The sequence below is a fragment of the Bordetella sp. H567 genome (assembly GCF_001704295.1).
Taxonomy (GTDB): Bacteria; Pseudomonadota; Gammaproteobacteria; order Burkholderiales; family Burkholderiaceae_B; genus Bordetella_C.
Map to the genome: position 1 here is coordinate 1,552,435 of NZ_CP012334.1, position 15,278 is coordinate 1,567,712.

Genomic DNA, 15,278 nt, shown 5'->3' on the forward strand with positions numbered 1-15,278 from the left:
TTCCGATGCGCGATCAGGAGTTCACTTATGTCTATTGACACACTCGGCGCTATTCAGAGTCACCCCTACCTGGGGCCCGTACATACGGGGCTAGACCAAAACCAATCCGAGGCATTTCGAGAATATGCCTTGCTCAAAGCCAGGGAGATCGCCGCAACGGCCATCGCCGACCATCCGGGTGGCGCGCAGGCCGGCCCCGTGCCCTGGTTGACGTGCGACGTTCCCGCTGCCAAGGACGCGTCCTTGCAGGAAAAGGTCTTGGGGATCACCAAGGCCGAGAACGAGGTGAAGACCCTGGTCGAGCGCATGCGAAACGATCCATCGCTGGGGCCCCGTTCCGAAAGGGCGGAGCGTGTCGGAACGCTGGAGGGCGCCCTGGACTATATCGTCTCCGAAACCAAGAAGAGCGGGCTCTATGGCAACTTGCAGCAGGCTGCCGTCGAAAGGTTGAAGGCCTCCGGCAACTACGAAGACCTGATCCGGAAAATACTGGAGAAGGAAGCGTCCATGGGCAGCACGCGGGATCGCGCCTGGGCCGAAGATTGGATTGAAGGCCAGTTCGACTACGATCGCGTCGACGCCAATCATGACCAGGGCATGCCTTACTTCGAATTGCGCGCCACCTATGGAGAGGTTCGGCCGCGTCCTGGCAACCAGGGTTCCGCTGCCTTCTTTGGCAACAAATCCGATGTCCACGCGCAGGGGGCGTTTGCCATTGAGTTCAGCGGCAGCACCGAACGGCCCCTCTATACCGTCGAGAACAGGCTCACGGGCGAAAAATCCGCCCCGCGTCCCTTCGATGTCCGCGGTACGGTGATAGAAGCGGACGGCCTGCGCGCCGAAATGTTCGGTGCTCCGGCGCCGGGCGATGTGTTCTCCATCTTCAAGCCGTCCCGAGGCGCTTCGCAGGAATCCGACTATTACGTCGGTTATCCCGATTCCATGTTCACGTCGTCGGCCCACAACCGTAAAGTAGACCTGTTCAACAACCTCTTCGCGCCGTCCACGGGTGCGGACGGGGAGAAGTCGCCCATCTCCATCGTCCGCCAATTCCTCTATACGCCGGTGTGATATTCGCTGGCAGCCCGTCCCATCATGTCCGCGCGGCCGGTTTCCGGCACGTTTTCATGAACATGGGCACGTAAAGAGCGATAAAGCAAAGACCCGCATGGCGTAGCGCTGTGCGGGTCTTCATGCGTCTTCAGGTGTCTTTGGGCTTGCGGCTGCGAGCCTGGCGACGCGGGCGGTCTTCGATTCCCTGCGTGCGCCGACGAAGCGTTGGCCCCTTCCCGAGGCTATTCGATCGGAAAATCGAAGTAGGTTGCCGGATAGGGTTCTTCTGCCAGCTGGAAATGCCACCATTCGGTTTCGATAGACCGAAAGCCCGCCTGTACCATCAATGTACGAAGCAACAGCCGATTGGCTTTCTGCTGCGCGGTCAAGGCCGGGTACGAGGGGTGCGATTCCGGGCCGAAGTAGTCGTAAGGCGTGCCGAAATCCAGGTCCTGTCCGGCGGCCCCAATGATGGGGGCGATCACGACGTCCATGGCGCTGCCGCGGCTGTGGCTCGATCTGGCGGCCAGATAGCCGTCCCTGATCAAGTGCCGCTTATCGATGTCGGGATAGAACGCCGCTTTCATCTCGTCTTCGTCCGGCTTGTTCATCCAGGCGATGAAGTCCTCCACCGCGCGTTGCGGGCGATAGGCGTCCAGGAACCTTAAGGTCAGCCCGAAAGGCGATAGCCTGTCGATCACCTGGATGGCGGCTCGCGCAGCGGCTTGCGTCAGCAGGCACTTGTTGGCCTTGTATCCCGCGACCGGCCGGCCGATGAAGTTGTTGCACGTGGCGTAGCGGATATCGATATGGACGTGCCGCTTCTTATCCTGCCGCGCGAACTCGGCCAGATCCACGAAATCATCTGGTCGCTGCAGGCGCGTTTCGACAGTCGCCGCCGGGCCAGGGGCCAGGGCGGTCAAGCGGCAAGGCAAGGTCGATCTCATGGAAGGTACAAGGCGCATGTCGTGTTCACGGGTGCGGGTGCGGTACGTATGCCAGCCTGATTGCCTACCCTGCAAGCGATTTGCTCATGATCACGCTGCGGTAGTTGGTGTGCTTCCATTGGGCGTATTCGATAAAGCGATAGCCGAGCGACGTGTACCAGCGTTGCAGATGCGTGGCGGGTTCCGCCGTATCCAGCGCGATTTCCCGCGCGCCGGCCTGCTTGGCGCGCGTTTCGGCCAGGGTCATCAGGCGGGTGCCCAATCCGGACTTCTGCAGCGTGGGTTCCACGGCGAGCTGCCCCAGGCTCGCGACGTCGGCGCGTTCCAGCCATGGGCTGCCGCGGGTCTGTTCGGCGGGTTTGAAAAGCACCGTTCCGACGATAACCTCGCCGATCAGGGCGACGTAGCATTCGCCCAGCGACATGCGCTTGCGGGTGATGTCGTCGGTCTGGTCGACGGCCATGTAGCGCAGCCCCATGTTGCCCAGCCGCGCGTAGGCCCGGTGCAGCAGGGCGGTCAGGGACGCGACATCGTCTTCGGGCGCAGCCAGGCGGATTGTCATTGCGTCGGGATGGGCCGACGTGAGCGGGGCCACGGGCGTGTCGGTGCGACGGGTGGGCGTGTTCATTTTCCTGGTGCCAGGCGGAAGACTATCATTCTACTTTTACCTGCCCGGACCCACGATCATGTCTCAGTCCCTTGTTTCCGTTACGCCGGATATCGTCTGCGGTAACGACCGGCCTTTTGTGCTGTTTGGCGGCATCAATGTGCTGGAATCGCGCGACCTGGCCCTGCGTTCCTGCGAGCATTATCAGAAAGTGACGCGCAAGCTCGGTATTCCCTACGTTTTCAAGGCATCGTTCGACAAGGCCAACCGTTCGTCCATCCACTCCTATCGTGGGCCTGGGTTGGAAGAGGGACTGAAGATCTTCGAGGCCGTGAAGGCGGAGTTCGGCGTGCCGGTGCTGACCGACGTGCACGAACCCTGGCAGGCGGACCCGGTCGCGCAGGTCGTCGATGTCCTGCAATTGCCGGCCTTCCTGGCGCGGCAGACGGATCTGGCGGTGGCGCTGGCCAAGACGGGCCGCGTGATCAACATCAAGAAACCGCAGTTCATGAGCCCGTCGCAGATCCAGAACGTCGCCGAGAAGATCGCCGAGGCGGGCAACGAGCAGATCATCCTGTGCGATCGCGGCACCAGCTTCGGCTACGACAACCTGGTCGTCGATATGCTGGGTTTCGGCGTGATGAAGAAGGTAAGCGGAAACCGGCCGGTGATTTTCGACGTGACGCATGCGCTGCAGCAGCGTGCCGCGGGCGCGGCGGCCTCGGGCGGACGGCGCGAACAGGTGGTCGAACTCGCGCGCGCGGGGATGGCTGCCGGGCTGGCCGGGCTGTTCCTGGAGGCACACCCGGACCCGGACAACGCTAAATGCGACGGCCCAAGCGCCTTGCCGCTGGACAAGCTGGAACCCTTCCTGACGCAGCTCAAGCGTCTGGACGACCTGGTGAAGTCTTTCGAGCCGCTCGATATCGTCTGAGCCGTGCAGGCGTCGGGGCGCCGGCGTGCTGTGCCCCGATGCAAGACAATGCGCCCGGTCCTGGGCTTACGCGTGCGCTTCTACGTCGCGGACCTCCAGGCTGACGCCCAGCCGTCGCGTGATAACGCTGAAGATCACGGCAAGGTTGTCCATGCTGGGATTGCCGGCTCGGGATAGCATCCGGTGAAGGCTTTTGCTCGGGCGGGCCGACTCTCGGGCAAGTTGTTCGAAGCCAACGGTCGCATTGACCAGGTCGCGCAGTATCAGGCGCGCCGTTTCAGCCTCGCCATTGAGGAACAACGTTGCTGCTTCATCAAGCAGCGCCTTTGCGAAGTCGGGGTCGCGTTCCACCCGCTCGACGATGGTTGCTTTGAAGTCGCGCGTTAGGGCCATGGTTATCACCTATATGGATCGCTTACCTTCCGGGCGGCCGGCATAGGGCCTTTTTACGTGCCTTGTACTCGGCATGAAGCTGCTTGACCTGATCGATATCTTTCTGCTGACCGCGTTTGGTGCCGCCGCCGAATAGCACGATCAAGGTGTTGCCATCGCGTGCGAGGTATATCCGATATCCTGGACCCCAATCGATGACGTATTCGCCTATACCTTCAAACCATTTGACTCGTGACGTATTGCCAAGCTCCAGTCGCAGCTTGGCGGTAACGATTTTCGCCGCGGCTTGTGGATCCAACTGGTCAAACCTTTCTTGTACGGGCACGAGCCATCTGGCCGTAGGTACTCTTCAACTTTCAGGCTCATGGCGAATAGCATTATGGTAACACAAAAGTTACCATGAGAAAAAGGGGGGTGCGGAATTGTCCTGGCGGACGCCGTTCGTTTCAGCAACGTCCGCCGTGCGGTTGTGTACGTAGGCCGTCCTTTTGATAGGTTCGGCCAGGCAGTGATAAAGCGCTCATTGCGGAGCGCCACACGCGTTAGATGGCACGGGATTTGTGTCCCGGGGCGTTGGTCGGCTCCATACTTGCCGCCGTGATGACGGCGCGGATGCGTGATGGCGGCTTAGCGGGCCGCTTCTTCCATCTGCCCGGTTTCCTGGACGATCCATTCCTCGAATGCGCGGATCATCGGCGTATCCTGGCGACCCTTCGGGTAGGCCAGGTAGTAGGCATTGTCGGTGTGCACGCGCAATGGCAGCGGGGCAAGCAGGCGGCCGGTGCGCAGATCGTCTTCGACGAAAGCGCGCTGCGCCATGACGATGCCCAGTTCGTCGGTGGCCGCCTGGTAGGCCAAGGCGGAGTTCTCGAACTTCAGGCCGCTATTGCCGTCTATCGTCGTCACCTGCGCCGCGGCGAGCCAATCCGGCCAGTCCGACGCGCGATGCATGGAGCACAACAGCACGAAACGGGACAGGTCCGCCGCATCGCGCGGGGGATCGGCATTCTTGAACAGGCCGGGGCTGCAGACGGGCAGCAGGATTTCGCCGAAGAGCTTGCGGCATATCGCGCCCGGAATGGGCGCCGGCCCTGAATGGATGCACAAGTCGACCTCGTCGCGCTCGAATTCCACCTGCTGGTGCGAGGTGGTGATGTGCACGTCGATGTGGCGATGCAGGGCATGAAAGCGCGCCAGCCGAGGCACGAACCAGCGGATGGCGAAGGTGGGCGGCAGCTTGATGCGGAGGATGTTGTCCGTCGGGCGCGTGCGCAACTGGCGCGTCTGGGTTTCGATCAGGTCGAATGCGGCGCGCAGGGTGGCGGCGTAGGTGGCGCCCTCCGGCGTGGCCTCGATGCCGTGGCGCAGGCGCAGGCACAGCGGGATGCCCAGCCACTCTTCCAACTGGCTGACCTGGCGGCTGACGGCGCCCTGGGTGACCGAAAGTTCCTGGGCGGCGCGGGTCAGGCTGCCGTGGCGCGCGGTGGCCTCGAAGGCCCGCAGCGCATTCAAGGGAGGGAGGCGTCTGGCCATCTGCTCTGAGTTTTTCTCAAGGGAGCCTGCATAAATTTCGGTTTGAAGCGCCGGGGCTTCCAATTATCCTAACGCAAAACCGCTGCGAATAAAGCGGAAAACCGGGCGCCGAGGGTGCGCGGTCACGGATAAGCCGGGATGCGGTGCAGCATCCCTGGAGGAGAAAAAATCATGCCACGGACCGTCTTCGACAAGATCTGGGACGCGCATCGCATTACCTGCCTGGATGACGGCCGCGAACTCGTCTTCGTCGATCGCCATGTCCTGCAAGAAACCACCAGCGCCGTCGCGTTCGCGGGCTTGAAGCGGGAAGGCCGCACCGTCCGGCATCCCGAACTGACCATCGCCACCCAGGATCACATCGTGTCCACGGCGCCGGGCCGCGACGAGGAAAGCTATCCGGGGGGCCGTGAGCTGCTGACGCTGATGCGTGCCAACGCCTTGCAAGGCCATATCCGGCATTTCGGCATCGAGGACCCGCGCCAGGGCATCGTCCACGTCATTGCGCCGGAGCTGGGGTTCGCGCTGCCGGGCTGCATCCTGGCCTGTGGCGACAGCCATACGTCCACGGCGGGGGGCCTGGGCGCCCTCGGAATCGGCGTCGGCACCAGCGAGGTCGAACACGTCCTGGCCACGCAGACGCTGGCGTTGGCGCGGCCCCGCAATATGCGCGTGCGGTTCGAGGGGCGTCCCGGCGCCGGCATCACCGCCAAGGACCTGATCCTGCTTGCCATGGGCGCGCTGGGCGTGGCCGGCGGGCGTGGCTGCGCCGTCGAGTACGCCGGCGATGCCGTGCAGGCGCTGCCGGTGGAAGCGCGGTTGACGCTGTGCAATATGTCCATCGAGCTGGGCGCCCGCCTGGGCCTGGTGGCGCCGGACGAGCAGACCTTCGAGTACGTCCGCGGACGCGAGTTCGCGCCCGTGGGCGCGGCCTTCGAGCAGGCAGTGCGGGCGTGGCGCGCCCTGCGCAGCGATGCGGACGCGGAATTCGACCGCGACGTCGTGGTCGATTGTGCCGGTATCGCGCCGCAGGTAACGTGGGGCACGACGCCGGCCCATGTCGGCGGGGTGGACGGCCGCGTGCCGGATCCCGCCGGCTATGCGGACGCCAGGCAGCGCGACAGCGTGGCCGCGGCGCTGAACTACATGGGCCTGACGCCCGGCATGCCGCTGGAAGGCATCCCCGTCGATGTGGCGTTCATCGGTTCCTGTACCAATTCGCGCCTGTCCGATCTGCAGGCCGCCGCGGCGGTGGTGCAAGGGCGGCACGTCGCGCCCGGCGTCCGGGCGCTGGTGGTGCCAGGCTCCATGGCCGTCAAGCGCGAGGCCGAGGCGCTGGGCCTGCATCGCGTTTTCCGCGAGGCCGGATTCGAATGGCGCGAAGCGGGCTGTTCGATGTGCGTCAGCATCAACGACGACATGGTCCCGGCCGGCGCACGCTGCATCGCCACCAGCAATCGCAATTTCGAGAACCGCCAAGGGCAGGGCAGCCGCACCCATCTGGCCAGCCCCGCCATGGTGGCGGCCGCCGCGCTGCGTGGCCACATCACGGACGTGCGCAAGGAGATGCGGCCATGAGCGTACCGCTGCGTCCGCAACGGGACACGGACATTGAGCAACCAGTGCGCGGATGCGCAGGGGAGACCAGGGCATGAGGAAAGCCGTGAAAGAGATCGCCGGCGTCATGGCCGTCATGCCCATGGCCGACATCAATACCGACGCCATCATTCCGTCGGTGTGGCTGCGCACCGCCACCGCCGATATGGGCAAGGGCCTGTTCGGCGGCTACCGGTACGACGAGCAAGGCCGCGAACGCCCGGATTTCGTGCTGAACCGCGAGCCCTATCGCCATGCCCGCATCCTGCTGGCGGACGAAAACTTCGGCTGCGGCAGTTCGCGCGAAGCCGCGGTGTGGGCGCTGGCGCAGTTCGGCATTGGTTGCGTGCTGGCGCCCAGCTTTGCCGATATCTTCTACGAGAACGCATTTCGCAATGGGCTGGTGGCGGCCATTATCGAGCCGCGCAGCTATCAGGCGCTGCGCGCCGCGGCGCAGGCTTGTGAAGATGCAGCTCCAGGCCGCGGCGCGCCCCTATGCCGCGTGGACCTGGCCACCGCCACCGTCACCGGCCCCGACGGTGCCGTGCATACCTTCACGATCCCGGCCTCGCGCGCGCAGGCGCTGATGCGCGGTGACGACGAGATCGCCATGACACTGTCCCACCTGCCGGCCATCGAGGCGCACTACGAGCGCATGCGCGCCGAAGCCGGCTGGCTGTTTCCCTCCGCGCTGCAAAGGAGTTCCGCATCATGACCCGTCCCAGCCTACGCGATGCGCTCAAGCGCGAAACGCCGCTGGTCACCCCGCTGGCGCACGATGCGCTGTCGGCCCGCCTGATCGAACAGGCAGGCTTTCATGCGTTCGCCGTCGGCGGTTCCGCCATGCTGGCGGCGCGCCATGCCTATCCGGACATCGGGCTGATCGGCTTGACCGATATGGTCCAGGGCCTGCGCGACATCGCGGCGGCCTCCAACCTGCCCTTCGTGGCCGATGCCGACGACGGCTATGGCGACGTCAAGAGCGTGGCGCGGCTGGTGGCCGAGTACGAAGCCATCGGCGTCAGTGGCTTCCTGGTGGAGGACCAGAGCCGCGACCACAAGCAGCAGCGCGCCGACAAGGCCGCGCTGGTGGTGGACGAGGCCGTCATCGAAGCCAAGCTCAAGGCCGCCATGCAGGCCCGCCGCAATCCCGAAACCTTCATCATCGGCCGCACCGACGCCTACGGCCCGCTGGGGCTGGATGCGGCGTTGCGGCGCGCCGAGCGCTTTCTTGCGCTGGGCGTGGACGGCGTCTTCATCGCCGGCCTGCGCCGGGAAGAAGACTACCGACGCGTGGGCGCCGCCTTGAAGGGCGCCTATCTGTCGGCGGCCATGTTTGAAGGAGGCGATACGCCGTGGCTCAGTCCCGCGGAATTGGGCGCGATGGGGTTCACCCAGGTGTCGTATCCCGCCAGCTTGATCCTGCGGGTGGTCCAGGGCCTGCGGGATGGCCTGTCGGCCCTGCGGCGCCATGCCGACGGGGTCGAACCGATGAACCCCATGCCACAAGGCGGCGAGTTGCGCCAGGTGCTGGATCGTGCAACGGATCTGGCGGGGTGGCGGGCCATCGAAGCCGGCCAGCCCGGAAATTCATGACGCGTTGCGAGGATACGGGCGTTCGCGGCCTGGGTACCTGGCCCTGGTGCATGCGTCCGAAGAAGTCGGTACCAGCCTGACCGCCCAGGAACGACGGCGCATCGACGCCATCAAACGAGAAAAACGGAGGAGACCATGCAGAGAACATTCAACAGGATCGCGCTGATGCGCTGCGCCGGCGCGGCCGTACTGGGCCTGGCGCTGGCCGGCGCCGCCCAGGCCGAGGACATCGTCGTCAGCAATTACGGCGTCTCCGCCAACGGCATGCCCTTCGCCGTCGCCATGGCCAAGGGCTTCTTCAAGCAGGAAGGCGCCAATGTCACCGGCATCCTGACCTCGGCCGGCGGCGGCACCACGCTGCGCAACATGCTGGCCGGCAACGCGCCGTATGCGGAGGTCAATCCCAACGCCGTCATCGCCGCTGCCCAGCAGGGCGCCGACATCAAGATCGTCAGCGACAACGTCCTGACGGTGGCCGAGTTCGTGTGGGCGGTGAAGAAGGATTCACCCATCCAGTCCGTGAAGGACTTGAAGGGAAGGAAGATGGGCTACACCAACCCGCGATCCACCAGCCAGGCGCTGGCCACGCTGGTGCTGCAGTCCGGCGGCCTGAAGACGGAAGACGTCGAACTGGTCAAGACCGGCGGCTTCGGCGAAGGCGTCGCCGCCCTGGATACCGGCCTGGTGGACGCCACGCCGATGCCGGAACCGCTGTGGTCCAAGTATCGCGACAAATACCGTGCCATCGCCGTGGCGCAGGACATGCTGCCGCCCATCGCCAACGTTATCGGCATCGCGGCGGGTTCGGGCGTGTCGCCGGAACGCGAAGCCTTCATCAAGGGCGTGATCCGCGCACGCCGGCTGGCGGTGGAATACATGGAGAAGCACCCCGACGAATCGGGCGACATCGTCGCCAAGGTCTACAACCTGGAGCCCGCCGTGGCGCGGGCCGCCGTGCGCAACCTGGTGGCCAGCCGCACCAGCGGCATTCCCTACTGGGGCGCGGGCGAAATCCACATGGACGGCCTGAAGCGCGCCGTCGACGTGCAGAAAATGGTGGGCGCCATCAAGGGCGACGTCGACCTGGACAAGCTTGTCGACACGCGTTATCTGCCTGACGATCTGAAGAAGGTGAAGTAGCCATGTCTCCCGTCGCCCAAGTCTATCCGCATGCCTTGCCTGGCCGGCGGGCCGGGGATCCGAAGCCTGGCACGCCGGCCGTCGCGCACGTTGCCATGCGCGGCGTGGACAAGTTGTTTACCCGTCCGGGCGGCAATCCCGCGGATGCCGTCCATGCGCTGGGGCCGATCGACCTGGAATTGCGCCAGGGCGAGTTCTTCGCCGTGGTGGGCCCGTCCGGCTGCGGCAAGACCACGCTGCTGGAGCTGGTGGCGGGCTTGTCCACCGCCACGCGCGGCGAGGTGGCCTTCGAAGGCGAGCCCATCGTCGGCCGCATCCCGGACGGCGTCGGCGTCGTGTTCCAGGAAGACGCTTCCTTTCCCTGGCTGACGGTGCGCGAGAACATCGCCTTCGGCTTGCGGCGCCAGCGTATCGACGCCGCGGAAAAAAACCGCCGCGTGGACCGGGCGCTGGCGATGATGGGGTTGGCGCCATTCGCCGGCAGCTATCCTGCCCAGTTGTCCGGCGGCATGCGGCAGCGCGTATGCATCGCCCGCACGCTGGTCACGGAGCCGCGGCTGATCCTGCTGGACGAGCCGTTCGGCGCCCTGGACCAGCAGACCCGGCTGCTGATGGGCGACGAGGTCCTGAACCTGTGGCGCAAGACCGGCGCCACGGTTTTCCTGATCACGCACGCGCTGGATGAAGCAGCGATGCTGGCCGATCGCATCGGCGTCATGTCGGCACGGCCGGGGCGCCTGATCGATATCGTCGAAACGGGCTGGCCGCGCGAGCGCGACAGCCGCATCGTGCAGGACGAGCGCTTCGGCGCCATCACGGCGCGGCTGTGGGGCTCGCTGCGCGAGGAGTCCATGAAGTCCATCGGTGCCATGGCGCCGGGAGCCCAGCCATGAAGCGCGCCCGCGTCTGGCGCCTGGCTATCGTGGTGGCGTGCGTGGCCTTGCTGGAGGTCCTGTGCCTGGCCGGCGTCATCGACAAGCTGACCATGCAGCCGCCGCATCGCATGATCGTCGACCTGGTCAACATGCTGGTGTCGGGCTCGCTGAACGGCGCCATCGCCAAGACGCTGGGCAATGCCGCGGTGGCCTTCGTCGCGGCGGTCGTGCTGGGGGTGTCGGGCGCCATCGTGATCCACCGCATGCGCCGTGTGCGCGACACGCTGGAGCCGCTGTTCGCCACCTACTACGCCATACCGGTTTTCGCCTTCTATCCGCTGCTGATCATCGTCTTCGGCCTGAACGCGGCGCCGCAGATTTTCATCGGCGCGATGCTGGGCGTGGTGGCGGTGATCGTCAATACCCTGAACGGGCTGGACCGCGTGCCCAACGTGCTGCTGAAGACGGCGCGCGTCCAGCACATGGGCGTGCGCGAAACCGCCTGGCGCATCACGCTGCCGTATGCCGCCCCCTATATCCTGACCGGCGCGAAGCTGGCGGTGGCGTATTCGCTGATCGGCATCATCGGCGCCGAATTCATCATGTCCAACGGCGGCATGGGCTACGAGATCAGTTTCGCCTACAACAATTTCGACAACAAGACGATGTACCCGCTGATCCTGTTGATCCTGCTGGTGTCCGTGTCGATCAATATGCTGTTCGCGCGTTGGGAAAAAGCGATCCTGGCGCGAAGGGGCCTGCGATGAACCGCCGCACATCCATAACGCGCAATACCCTGACGCTGCTGGTCGCGATCGTGGCGGTCTGGCAGGTGCTGTATTGGCTGGTGGGCGACGTGGCGCTGCGCTCGCCGGCACAGACGCTGGAGTTCACGCTGCGCTTCGTGACGACGGCGCAGTTCGCCGCGCATCTGGCCGAGACGGCCAGGGCCTTCGGCATGGCGCTGGTGCTGGCGGTCGTCAGCGGGTTGACGATAGGCTTCGCGCTGGGCGGCCACCGCTTCCTGGGTGAAGTGTTCGAGCCGATGCTGATCGCGCTGTACTCGATACCGAAGATCACGCTGTATCCCATCCTGCTGCTGGCCTTCGGGCTGGGCATATCCTCCAAGGTGGCGTTCGGGACCATCCACGGGGTGATACCCATCGCGCTCTTCACGATCAACGCGGTCCGCAACGTGCGCGCCGTGCATTTGAAGACCGGCAGGGTGATGTCCCTGGGGCCGTGGGATATGGTCACGCGGATCATTTTTCCTTCCGCCTTGCCGGAGATCTTCGCCGGCTTGCGGATCGGGTTTTCGCTGACGCTGATCGGCACCCTGCTGGGTGAAATGTTCGCCTCCCAGCGGGGACTGGGGTTTCTGCTGATGAGCGCGATCGGGCTGCACAACGTGGACCTGATCATGACCTTGACGGTGTTGCTGACCTTGTTCGCCGGCACGGCCAGCGTGATTTTGCTGGCGATCAACCAGCGGCTGCGGGCAAGGATGAGCGCCTAGGGCGGGACAATTTGTCCAGGTCGCACGGCGTGCGTTCGCGCGTACACTTGCGGACGAGTATCATTCCGCCGTCATGATCCACCCTGTTCGCCGACAATTGACCGCCTGGCTTGGCCTGATCGCCATGTGCCTGGTGGCGCTCGCGCCGACGGTCAGCCACCTCGTCCGCACGGCACGAACCCTTACCGTGCCGGTGTGCACCATCGACGGCCAGCAGGGCGTGCACAGGGTCGTCCTGTCCAGCGTGTCGATACCGGCCACCAGCGCCGTCGCGATGACCGTCATGGCGATGAGTGGCATGGCTGGCATGTCGCACGACATCGCGCCCGACCCCGACCAGCCCGCGCATGCAGGCCATGGTTCGCGGCCCATGGACGACTGCGGCTATTGTGATCTGTTGAACCATGCGCCGGCGCTGTCCATGGCGCCGCCCGCGCCGCTCGCGCCCTTGCTGCTGTTGTTCGGCGTATTCGTCCTGCCCGCCCTGAGGCGATTCGTCGCGCTGGGCGCATTCCCATCGGGCCGCCCGCGCGGCCCGCCTGCCGTTTCCTGATCCCGCTCCGCGATTCCAACGCCGCCGCCTTATCGTGCCGGCGGCGTTCGGGCTACCCATTTCGCCATCAGGAAACACCATGTCCCGTCCTTTACCGTCGCGTGCGCGATTGCGCGCCCGCCTGGCCGCGAGCTTGACCAGCGGCGCGCTATTGCCGCTGCTCCTGGCCCCCTGCGTCCGGGCCGCCGGTACGGCACCGCCCGTGCCCCCCGTCCCCACGGCAGCGGCCGATACGGCGCCCGCCGTGCTGCCCATGGTCAGCGTCACGACCGACGCCGAAGCCCCGCCGCCCACCGATCCCAACCTGCCCGCGTCCGTCGAATCCGTCACTCGCGCGCAATTCGACAAGTGGAATGTCGTCAACAGCGAGGACGCGCTCAAGTACATGCCGAACCTGGCCGTGCGCAAGCGCTTCATCGGGGACCAGAATTCCATCATCGCCGTGCGTGGCACCAGCAACAGCCAGAGCGCGCGCGGCCTGGTCTATGCCGACGGCTTGCTGCTGAGCAATCTGCTGGGCAACAGTTTTACCTTCCCGCCGCGCTGGTCCATGGTGGCGCCCGACGAAATCGACCGCGTCGACGTCATCTACGGCCCGTATTCGGCGCTGTATCCAGGCAATTCCCTGGGCGCCACGGTGCTCATCACCACCCGCATGCCCGACCGCTTCGAAGCCCATGCGGACGCCAGGGGCTACACGCAGCACTTCAGCCTCTTCGGCGTGGACCGCGACTTCGCGGGCGGCCAGGCGTCCGCGTCCATCGGCGATCGCATCGGCAAGCTGTCCTATCGCATGGATCTCAGCCATTTGGAGAACACCAGCCAGCCGCTGCAGTTCGCCACGCTGCCGCGTTCCACCACGCCGGCCCGCCCCGGCGACACGCCGGTGACCGGCGCGCGGTTCTACAACAACCAGACCGGCGCGCCCACCGCCGTGCTGGGCGTGAACGGCGAGGGCATCGAGCACACCATCGAGGACCAGTTCAAGCTCAAGCTGCGATATGACTTCACGCCCACGCTGCAGGGCGGGATGATGCTGGGCTACTGGCGCGACCGCTACCGCAGCGATACGTCGACCTTCCTGCGCGATGCCGACGGCAACAAGATCTACCAAGGCCGCGTTGACATCGGGGGCTACGAGTACAACATTCCGGCTTCCGCGATGGCGCCCAGCCGCGGCGAGAGCGAGAACTGGCTTTACGGCCTGTCGCTGAAGACGCGTAACCCAACGGGGTGGAACGGCGAGGCCATCGCGTCGTACTACGACGTGGCGCGCAACGTCGCCCGCACCGCCCGCCAGGGTGGCCCCGGCGACGGCCCGGGCACGGTCGCCTACGGCGATGGCACGGGGTGGAAAACGCTGGACCTGAAGTCCACGTACACGCAGGCGCCGTCCGCGGTCGGCCTGTTGGCCCACGACCTGACGTTCGGCTATCACCTGGACAGTTATTTTTCCGATAGCAAGACCTTCAATACGAGCGATTGGTCGGACGGCGACGCCGGTTCGTTCGCCAATGCCTTCAAGGGACGCACGCAGACCCAGGCGTGGTATGCCCAGGACGCGTGGCGTTTCCTGCCGCGCTGGAAGCTCGTCTATGGCGTGCGTTACGAAGACTGGCGTGCCTATGGGGGCTCGCAGGCCGTGGGCGACGTGCGGGTCCCGTATGCCAACGCCGATCAGCAGCATGCCTCACCCAAGGCGTCGTTGTCCTTCGACGCCACGGACGACCTGACGCTGCGGGCCTCCGTCGGCCGTGCCTACCGCTTTCCGACGGTGGGGGAATTGTTCCAGGGCAAGCTCAACGGTTCGACGCTGGTCAACAACAACCCGAACCTGCAGCCCGAAAACGACCTGTCCAAGGAGCTGACGGCGGAATGGACCCACGAAAGCGGCGTGTATCGCGTGTCGCTGTTCCAGGACGATGTGAAGAACACCATCTTCAGCCAGACCGACACCACCACCATCCCCAACGTCACCAGCTTCCAGAATATCGACAAGGTGCGCTCGCGCGGCGTGGAGACCAGCTACCAGGGGCAGGACGTCGGTATCCAGGGCCTGGATGTCATCGCCAACCTCGCCTATACGCAGTCGAAGATCCTGGCCAATTCCCAGAATCCCGCTTCCGTGGGCAAGTACTTCTATCGGATCCCGTTGTGGCGCGCCAACCTGGTCGGCATCTACCGCTTCGGCGACAAGGCCTCGCTGACCGGCGCGGTGCGCTATTCCGGACGCCAGTACAACACGCTGACCAATGAGGACAGCAATCCCGACGTCTTCGGCGGCACCAGCACGTATACCGTCGTGGACGCGAAGTTCACCTACAAGCTGGATCGCCATAGCGAAGTGAGCGTGGGCGTGGACAATCTTTTCGACGAAAGGTATTTCGTCTACCACCCCTATCCGGGGCGCACGCTGTACGTCGAAACCCGATTGCACCTGTAGCGGCGGGTCCTAGGGTATCCACCAATCCGCATTGCATTGACATCGCGATGCGGCAGTCCGGATAATTTGCCACAGGCTCGTGACAAGATAGT

General features: G+C 65.0%; 16 protein-coding genes. 11 read left to right on the plus strand and 5 right to left on the minus strand.

Features of this window, described 5'->3' with window-relative positions; genetic code table 11:
- The first annotated feature begins 27 nt into the window (after positions 1-27).
- Positions 28-1,071 (plus strand): hypothetical protein, encoded by a 1,044-nt coding sequence (locus tag AKI39_RS07040; RefSeq protein WP_145925214.1) that lies wholly within the window; start codon positions 28-30, stop codon positions 1,069-1,071.
- Positions 1,072-1,295: 224 nt separating this feature from the next.
- Here the strand turns inward: AKI39_RS07040 and AKI39_RS07045 are convergent, their stop codons facing one another.
- Both AKI39_RS07045 and AKI39_RS07050 read right to left on the minus strand, forming a co-directional pair.
- Complete coding sequence (locus tag AKI39_RS07045) at positions 1,296-2,000, minus strand: M15 family metallopeptidase (protein WP_145925215.1); 705 nt, start codon at positions 1,998-2,000, stop codon at positions 1,296-1,298.
- Positions 2,001-2,064: 64 nt separating this feature from the next.
- A complete protein-coding gene (locus AKI39_RS07050; protein ID WP_083228673.1) occupies positions 2,065-2,628 on the minus strand; it encodes a GNAT family N-acetyltransferase in 564 nt (187 codons plus the stop codon).
- A 58-nt stretch (positions 2,629-2,686) separates the two neighbouring features.
- Here AKI39_RS07050 and kdsA point away from each other — a divergent pair, with 58 nt between their 5' ends.
- On the plus strand, positions 2,687-3,541 hold the full coding sequence (gene kdsA / locus AKI39_RS07055) for a 3-deoxy-8-phosphooctulonate synthase (RefSeq protein ID WP_066634026.1): 855 nt from the start codon (positions 2,687-2,689) through the stop codon (positions 3,539-3,541).
- Between the two features lie 66 nt (positions 3,542-3,607).
- Here the strand turns inward: kdsA and AKI39_RS07060 are convergent, their stop codons facing one another.
- The 3 genes from AKI39_RS07060 to gcvA form a co-directional block, all read right to left on the minus strand.
- Positions 3,608-3,934 (minus strand): helix-turn-helix domain-containing transcriptional regulator, encoded by a 327-nt coding sequence (locus AKI39_RS07060; protein WP_066634028.1) that lies wholly within the window; start codon positions 3,932-3,934, stop codon positions 3,608-3,610.
- Between the two features lie 22 nt (positions 3,935-3,956).
- Positions 3,957-4,259 (minus strand): type II toxin-antitoxin system RelE/ParE family toxin, encoded by a 303-nt coding sequence (locus AKI39_RS07065; RefSeq protein ID WP_235610765.1) that lies wholly within the window; start codon positions 4,257-4,259, stop codon positions 3,957-3,959.
- A 302-nt stretch (positions 4,260-4,561) separates the two neighbouring features.
- Entirely contained in the window at positions 4,562-5,467 is a 906-nt protein-coding gene (gcvA, locus tag AKI39_RS07070) for a transcriptional regulator GcvA (RefSeq protein ID WP_066634030.1), read from the minus strand.
- 171 nt (positions 5,468-5,638) lie between these two features.
- Here gcvA and leuC point away from each other — a divergent pair, with 171 nt between their 5' ends.
- From leuC to AKI39_RS07115, 9 genes are all read left to right on the plus strand, one after another.
- Positions 5,639-7,045 (plus strand): 3-isopropylmalate dehydratase large subunit, encoded by a 1,407-nt coding sequence (gene leuC, locus AKI39_RS07075; RefSeq protein WP_066634031.1) that lies wholly within the window; start codon positions 5,639-5,641, stop codon positions 7,043-7,045.
- Between the two features lie 73 nt (positions 7,046-7,118).
- Positions 7,119-7,778 (plus strand): 3-isopropylmalate dehydratase small subunit, encoded by a 660-nt coding sequence (gene leuD / locus AKI39_RS07080; protein WP_066634032.1) that lies wholly within the window; start codon positions 7,119-7,121, stop codon positions 7,776-7,778.
- Positions 7,775-8,659 (plus strand): isocitrate lyase/PEP mutase family protein, encoded by an 885-nt coding sequence (locus tag AKI39_RS07085; RefSeq protein ID WP_066634033.1) that lies wholly within the window; start codon positions 7,775-7,777, stop codon positions 8,657-8,659. Before leuD ends, AKI39_RS07085 begins: the two co-directional genes overlap by 4 nt.
- 135 nt (positions 8,660-8,794) lie before the next feature.
- Entirely contained in the window at positions 8,795-9,799 is a 1,005-nt protein-coding gene (locus AKI39_RS07090) for an ABC transporter substrate-binding protein (RefSeq protein ID WP_083228674.1), read from the plus strand.
- 2 nt (positions 9,800-9,801) lie between these two features.
- A complete protein-coding gene (locus tag AKI39_RS07095) occupies positions 9,802-10,692 on the plus strand; it encodes an ABC transporter ATP-binding protein (protein WP_083228675.1) in 891 nt (296 codons plus the stop codon).
- A complete protein-coding gene (locus AKI39_RS07100) occupies positions 10,689-11,441 on the plus strand; it encodes an ABC transporter permease (RefSeq protein ID WP_066634035.1) in 753 nt (250 codons plus the stop codon). Before AKI39_RS07095 ends, AKI39_RS07100 begins: the two co-directional genes overlap by 4 nt.
- Positions 11,438-12,190: an ABC transporter permease gene (locus AKI39_RS07105; protein WP_066634037.1), complete on the plus strand. Its 753-nt coding sequence runs from the start codon at positions 11,438-11,440 to the stop codon at positions 12,188-12,190. Before AKI39_RS07100 ends, AKI39_RS07105 begins: the two co-directional genes overlap by 4 nt.
- 73 nt (positions 12,191-12,263) lie before the next feature.
- Positions 12,264-12,743 carry a DUF2946 domain-containing protein gene (locus AKI39_RS07110; RefSeq protein ID WP_083228676.1) on the plus strand — a complete coding sequence of 160 codons (480 nt, stop codon included), beginning with the start codon at positions 12,264-12,266 and terminating at the stop codon, positions 12,741-12,743.
- A gap of 79 nt (positions 12,744-12,822) precedes the next feature.
- Positions 12,823-15,186, plus strand: a complete 2,364-nt coding sequence (locus AKI39_RS07115; protein ID WP_083228677.1) for a TonB-dependent receptor — start codon at positions 12,823-12,825, stop codon at positions 15,184-15,186.
- The last annotated feature ends 92 nt before the right edge of the window (positions 15,187-15,278 follow it).

What these genes read in the sequence shown, in the direction of transcription:
- AKI39_RS07085 (WP_066634033.1), top strand. Translation starts at nt 7,775, where the DNA reads ATGACCCGTCCCAGCCTACGCGATGCGCTCAAGCGCGAAACGCCGCTG.
- AKI39_RS07115 (WP_083228677.1), top strand. Translation starts at nt 12,823, where the DNA reads ATGTCCCGTCCTTTACCGTCGCGTGCGCGATTGCGCGCCCGCCTGGCC.
- AKI39_RS07040 (WP_145925214.1), top strand. Translation starts at nt 28, where the DNA reads ATGTCTATTGACACACTCGGCGCTATTCAGAGTCACCCCTACCTGGGG.
- AKI39_RS07100 (WP_066634035.1), top strand. Translation starts at nt 10,689, where the DNA reads ATGAAGCGCGCCCGCGTCTGGCGCCTGGCTATCGTGGTGGCGTGCGTG.
- leuC (WP_066634031.1), top strand. Translation starts at nt 5,639, where the DNA reads ATGCCACGGACCGTCTTCGACAAGATCTGGGACGCGCATCGCATTACC.
- AKI39_RS07110 (WP_083228676.1), top strand. Translation starts at nt 12,264, where the DNA reads ATGATCCACCCTGTTCGCCGACAATTGACCGCCTGGCTTGGCCTGATC.
- AKI39_RS07090 (WP_083228674.1), top strand. Translation starts at nt 8,795, where the DNA reads ATGCAGAGAACATTCAACAGGATCGCGCTGATGCGCTGCGCCGGCGCG.
- AKI39_RS07060 (WP_066634028.1), bottom strand. Translation starts at nt 3,934, where the DNA reads ATGGCCCTAACGCGCGACTTCAAAGCAACCATCGTCGAGCGGGTGGAA.
- leuD (WP_066634032.1), top strand. Translation starts at nt 7,119, where the DNA reads ATGAGGAAAGCCGTGAAAGAGATCGCCGGCGTCATGGCCGTCATGCCC.
- AKI39_RS07045 (WP_145925215.1), bottom strand. Translation starts at nt 2,000, where the DNA reads ATGAGATCGACCTTGCCTTGCCGCTTGACCGCCCTGGCCCCTGGCCCG.
- kdsA (WP_066634026.1), top strand. Translation starts at nt 2,687, where the DNA reads ATGTCTCAGTCCCTTGTTTCCGTTACGCCGGATATCGTCTGCGGTAAC.
- gcvA (WP_066634030.1), bottom strand. Translation starts at nt 5,467, where the DNA reads ATGGCCAGACGCCTCCCTCCCTTGAATGCGCTGCGGGCCTTCGAGGCC.
- AKI39_RS07050 (WP_083228673.1), bottom strand. Translation starts at nt 2,628, where the DNA reads ATGAACACGCCCACCCGTCGCACCGACACGCCCGTGGCCCCGCTCACG.
- AKI39_RS07095 (WP_083228675.1), top strand. Translation starts at nt 9,802, where the DNA reads ATGTCTCCCGTCGCCCAAGTCTATCCGCATGCCTTGCCTGGCCGGCGG.
- AKI39_RS07105 (WP_066634037.1), top strand. Translation starts at nt 11,438, where the DNA reads ATGAACCGCCGCACATCCATAACGCGCAATACCCTGACGCTGCTGGTC.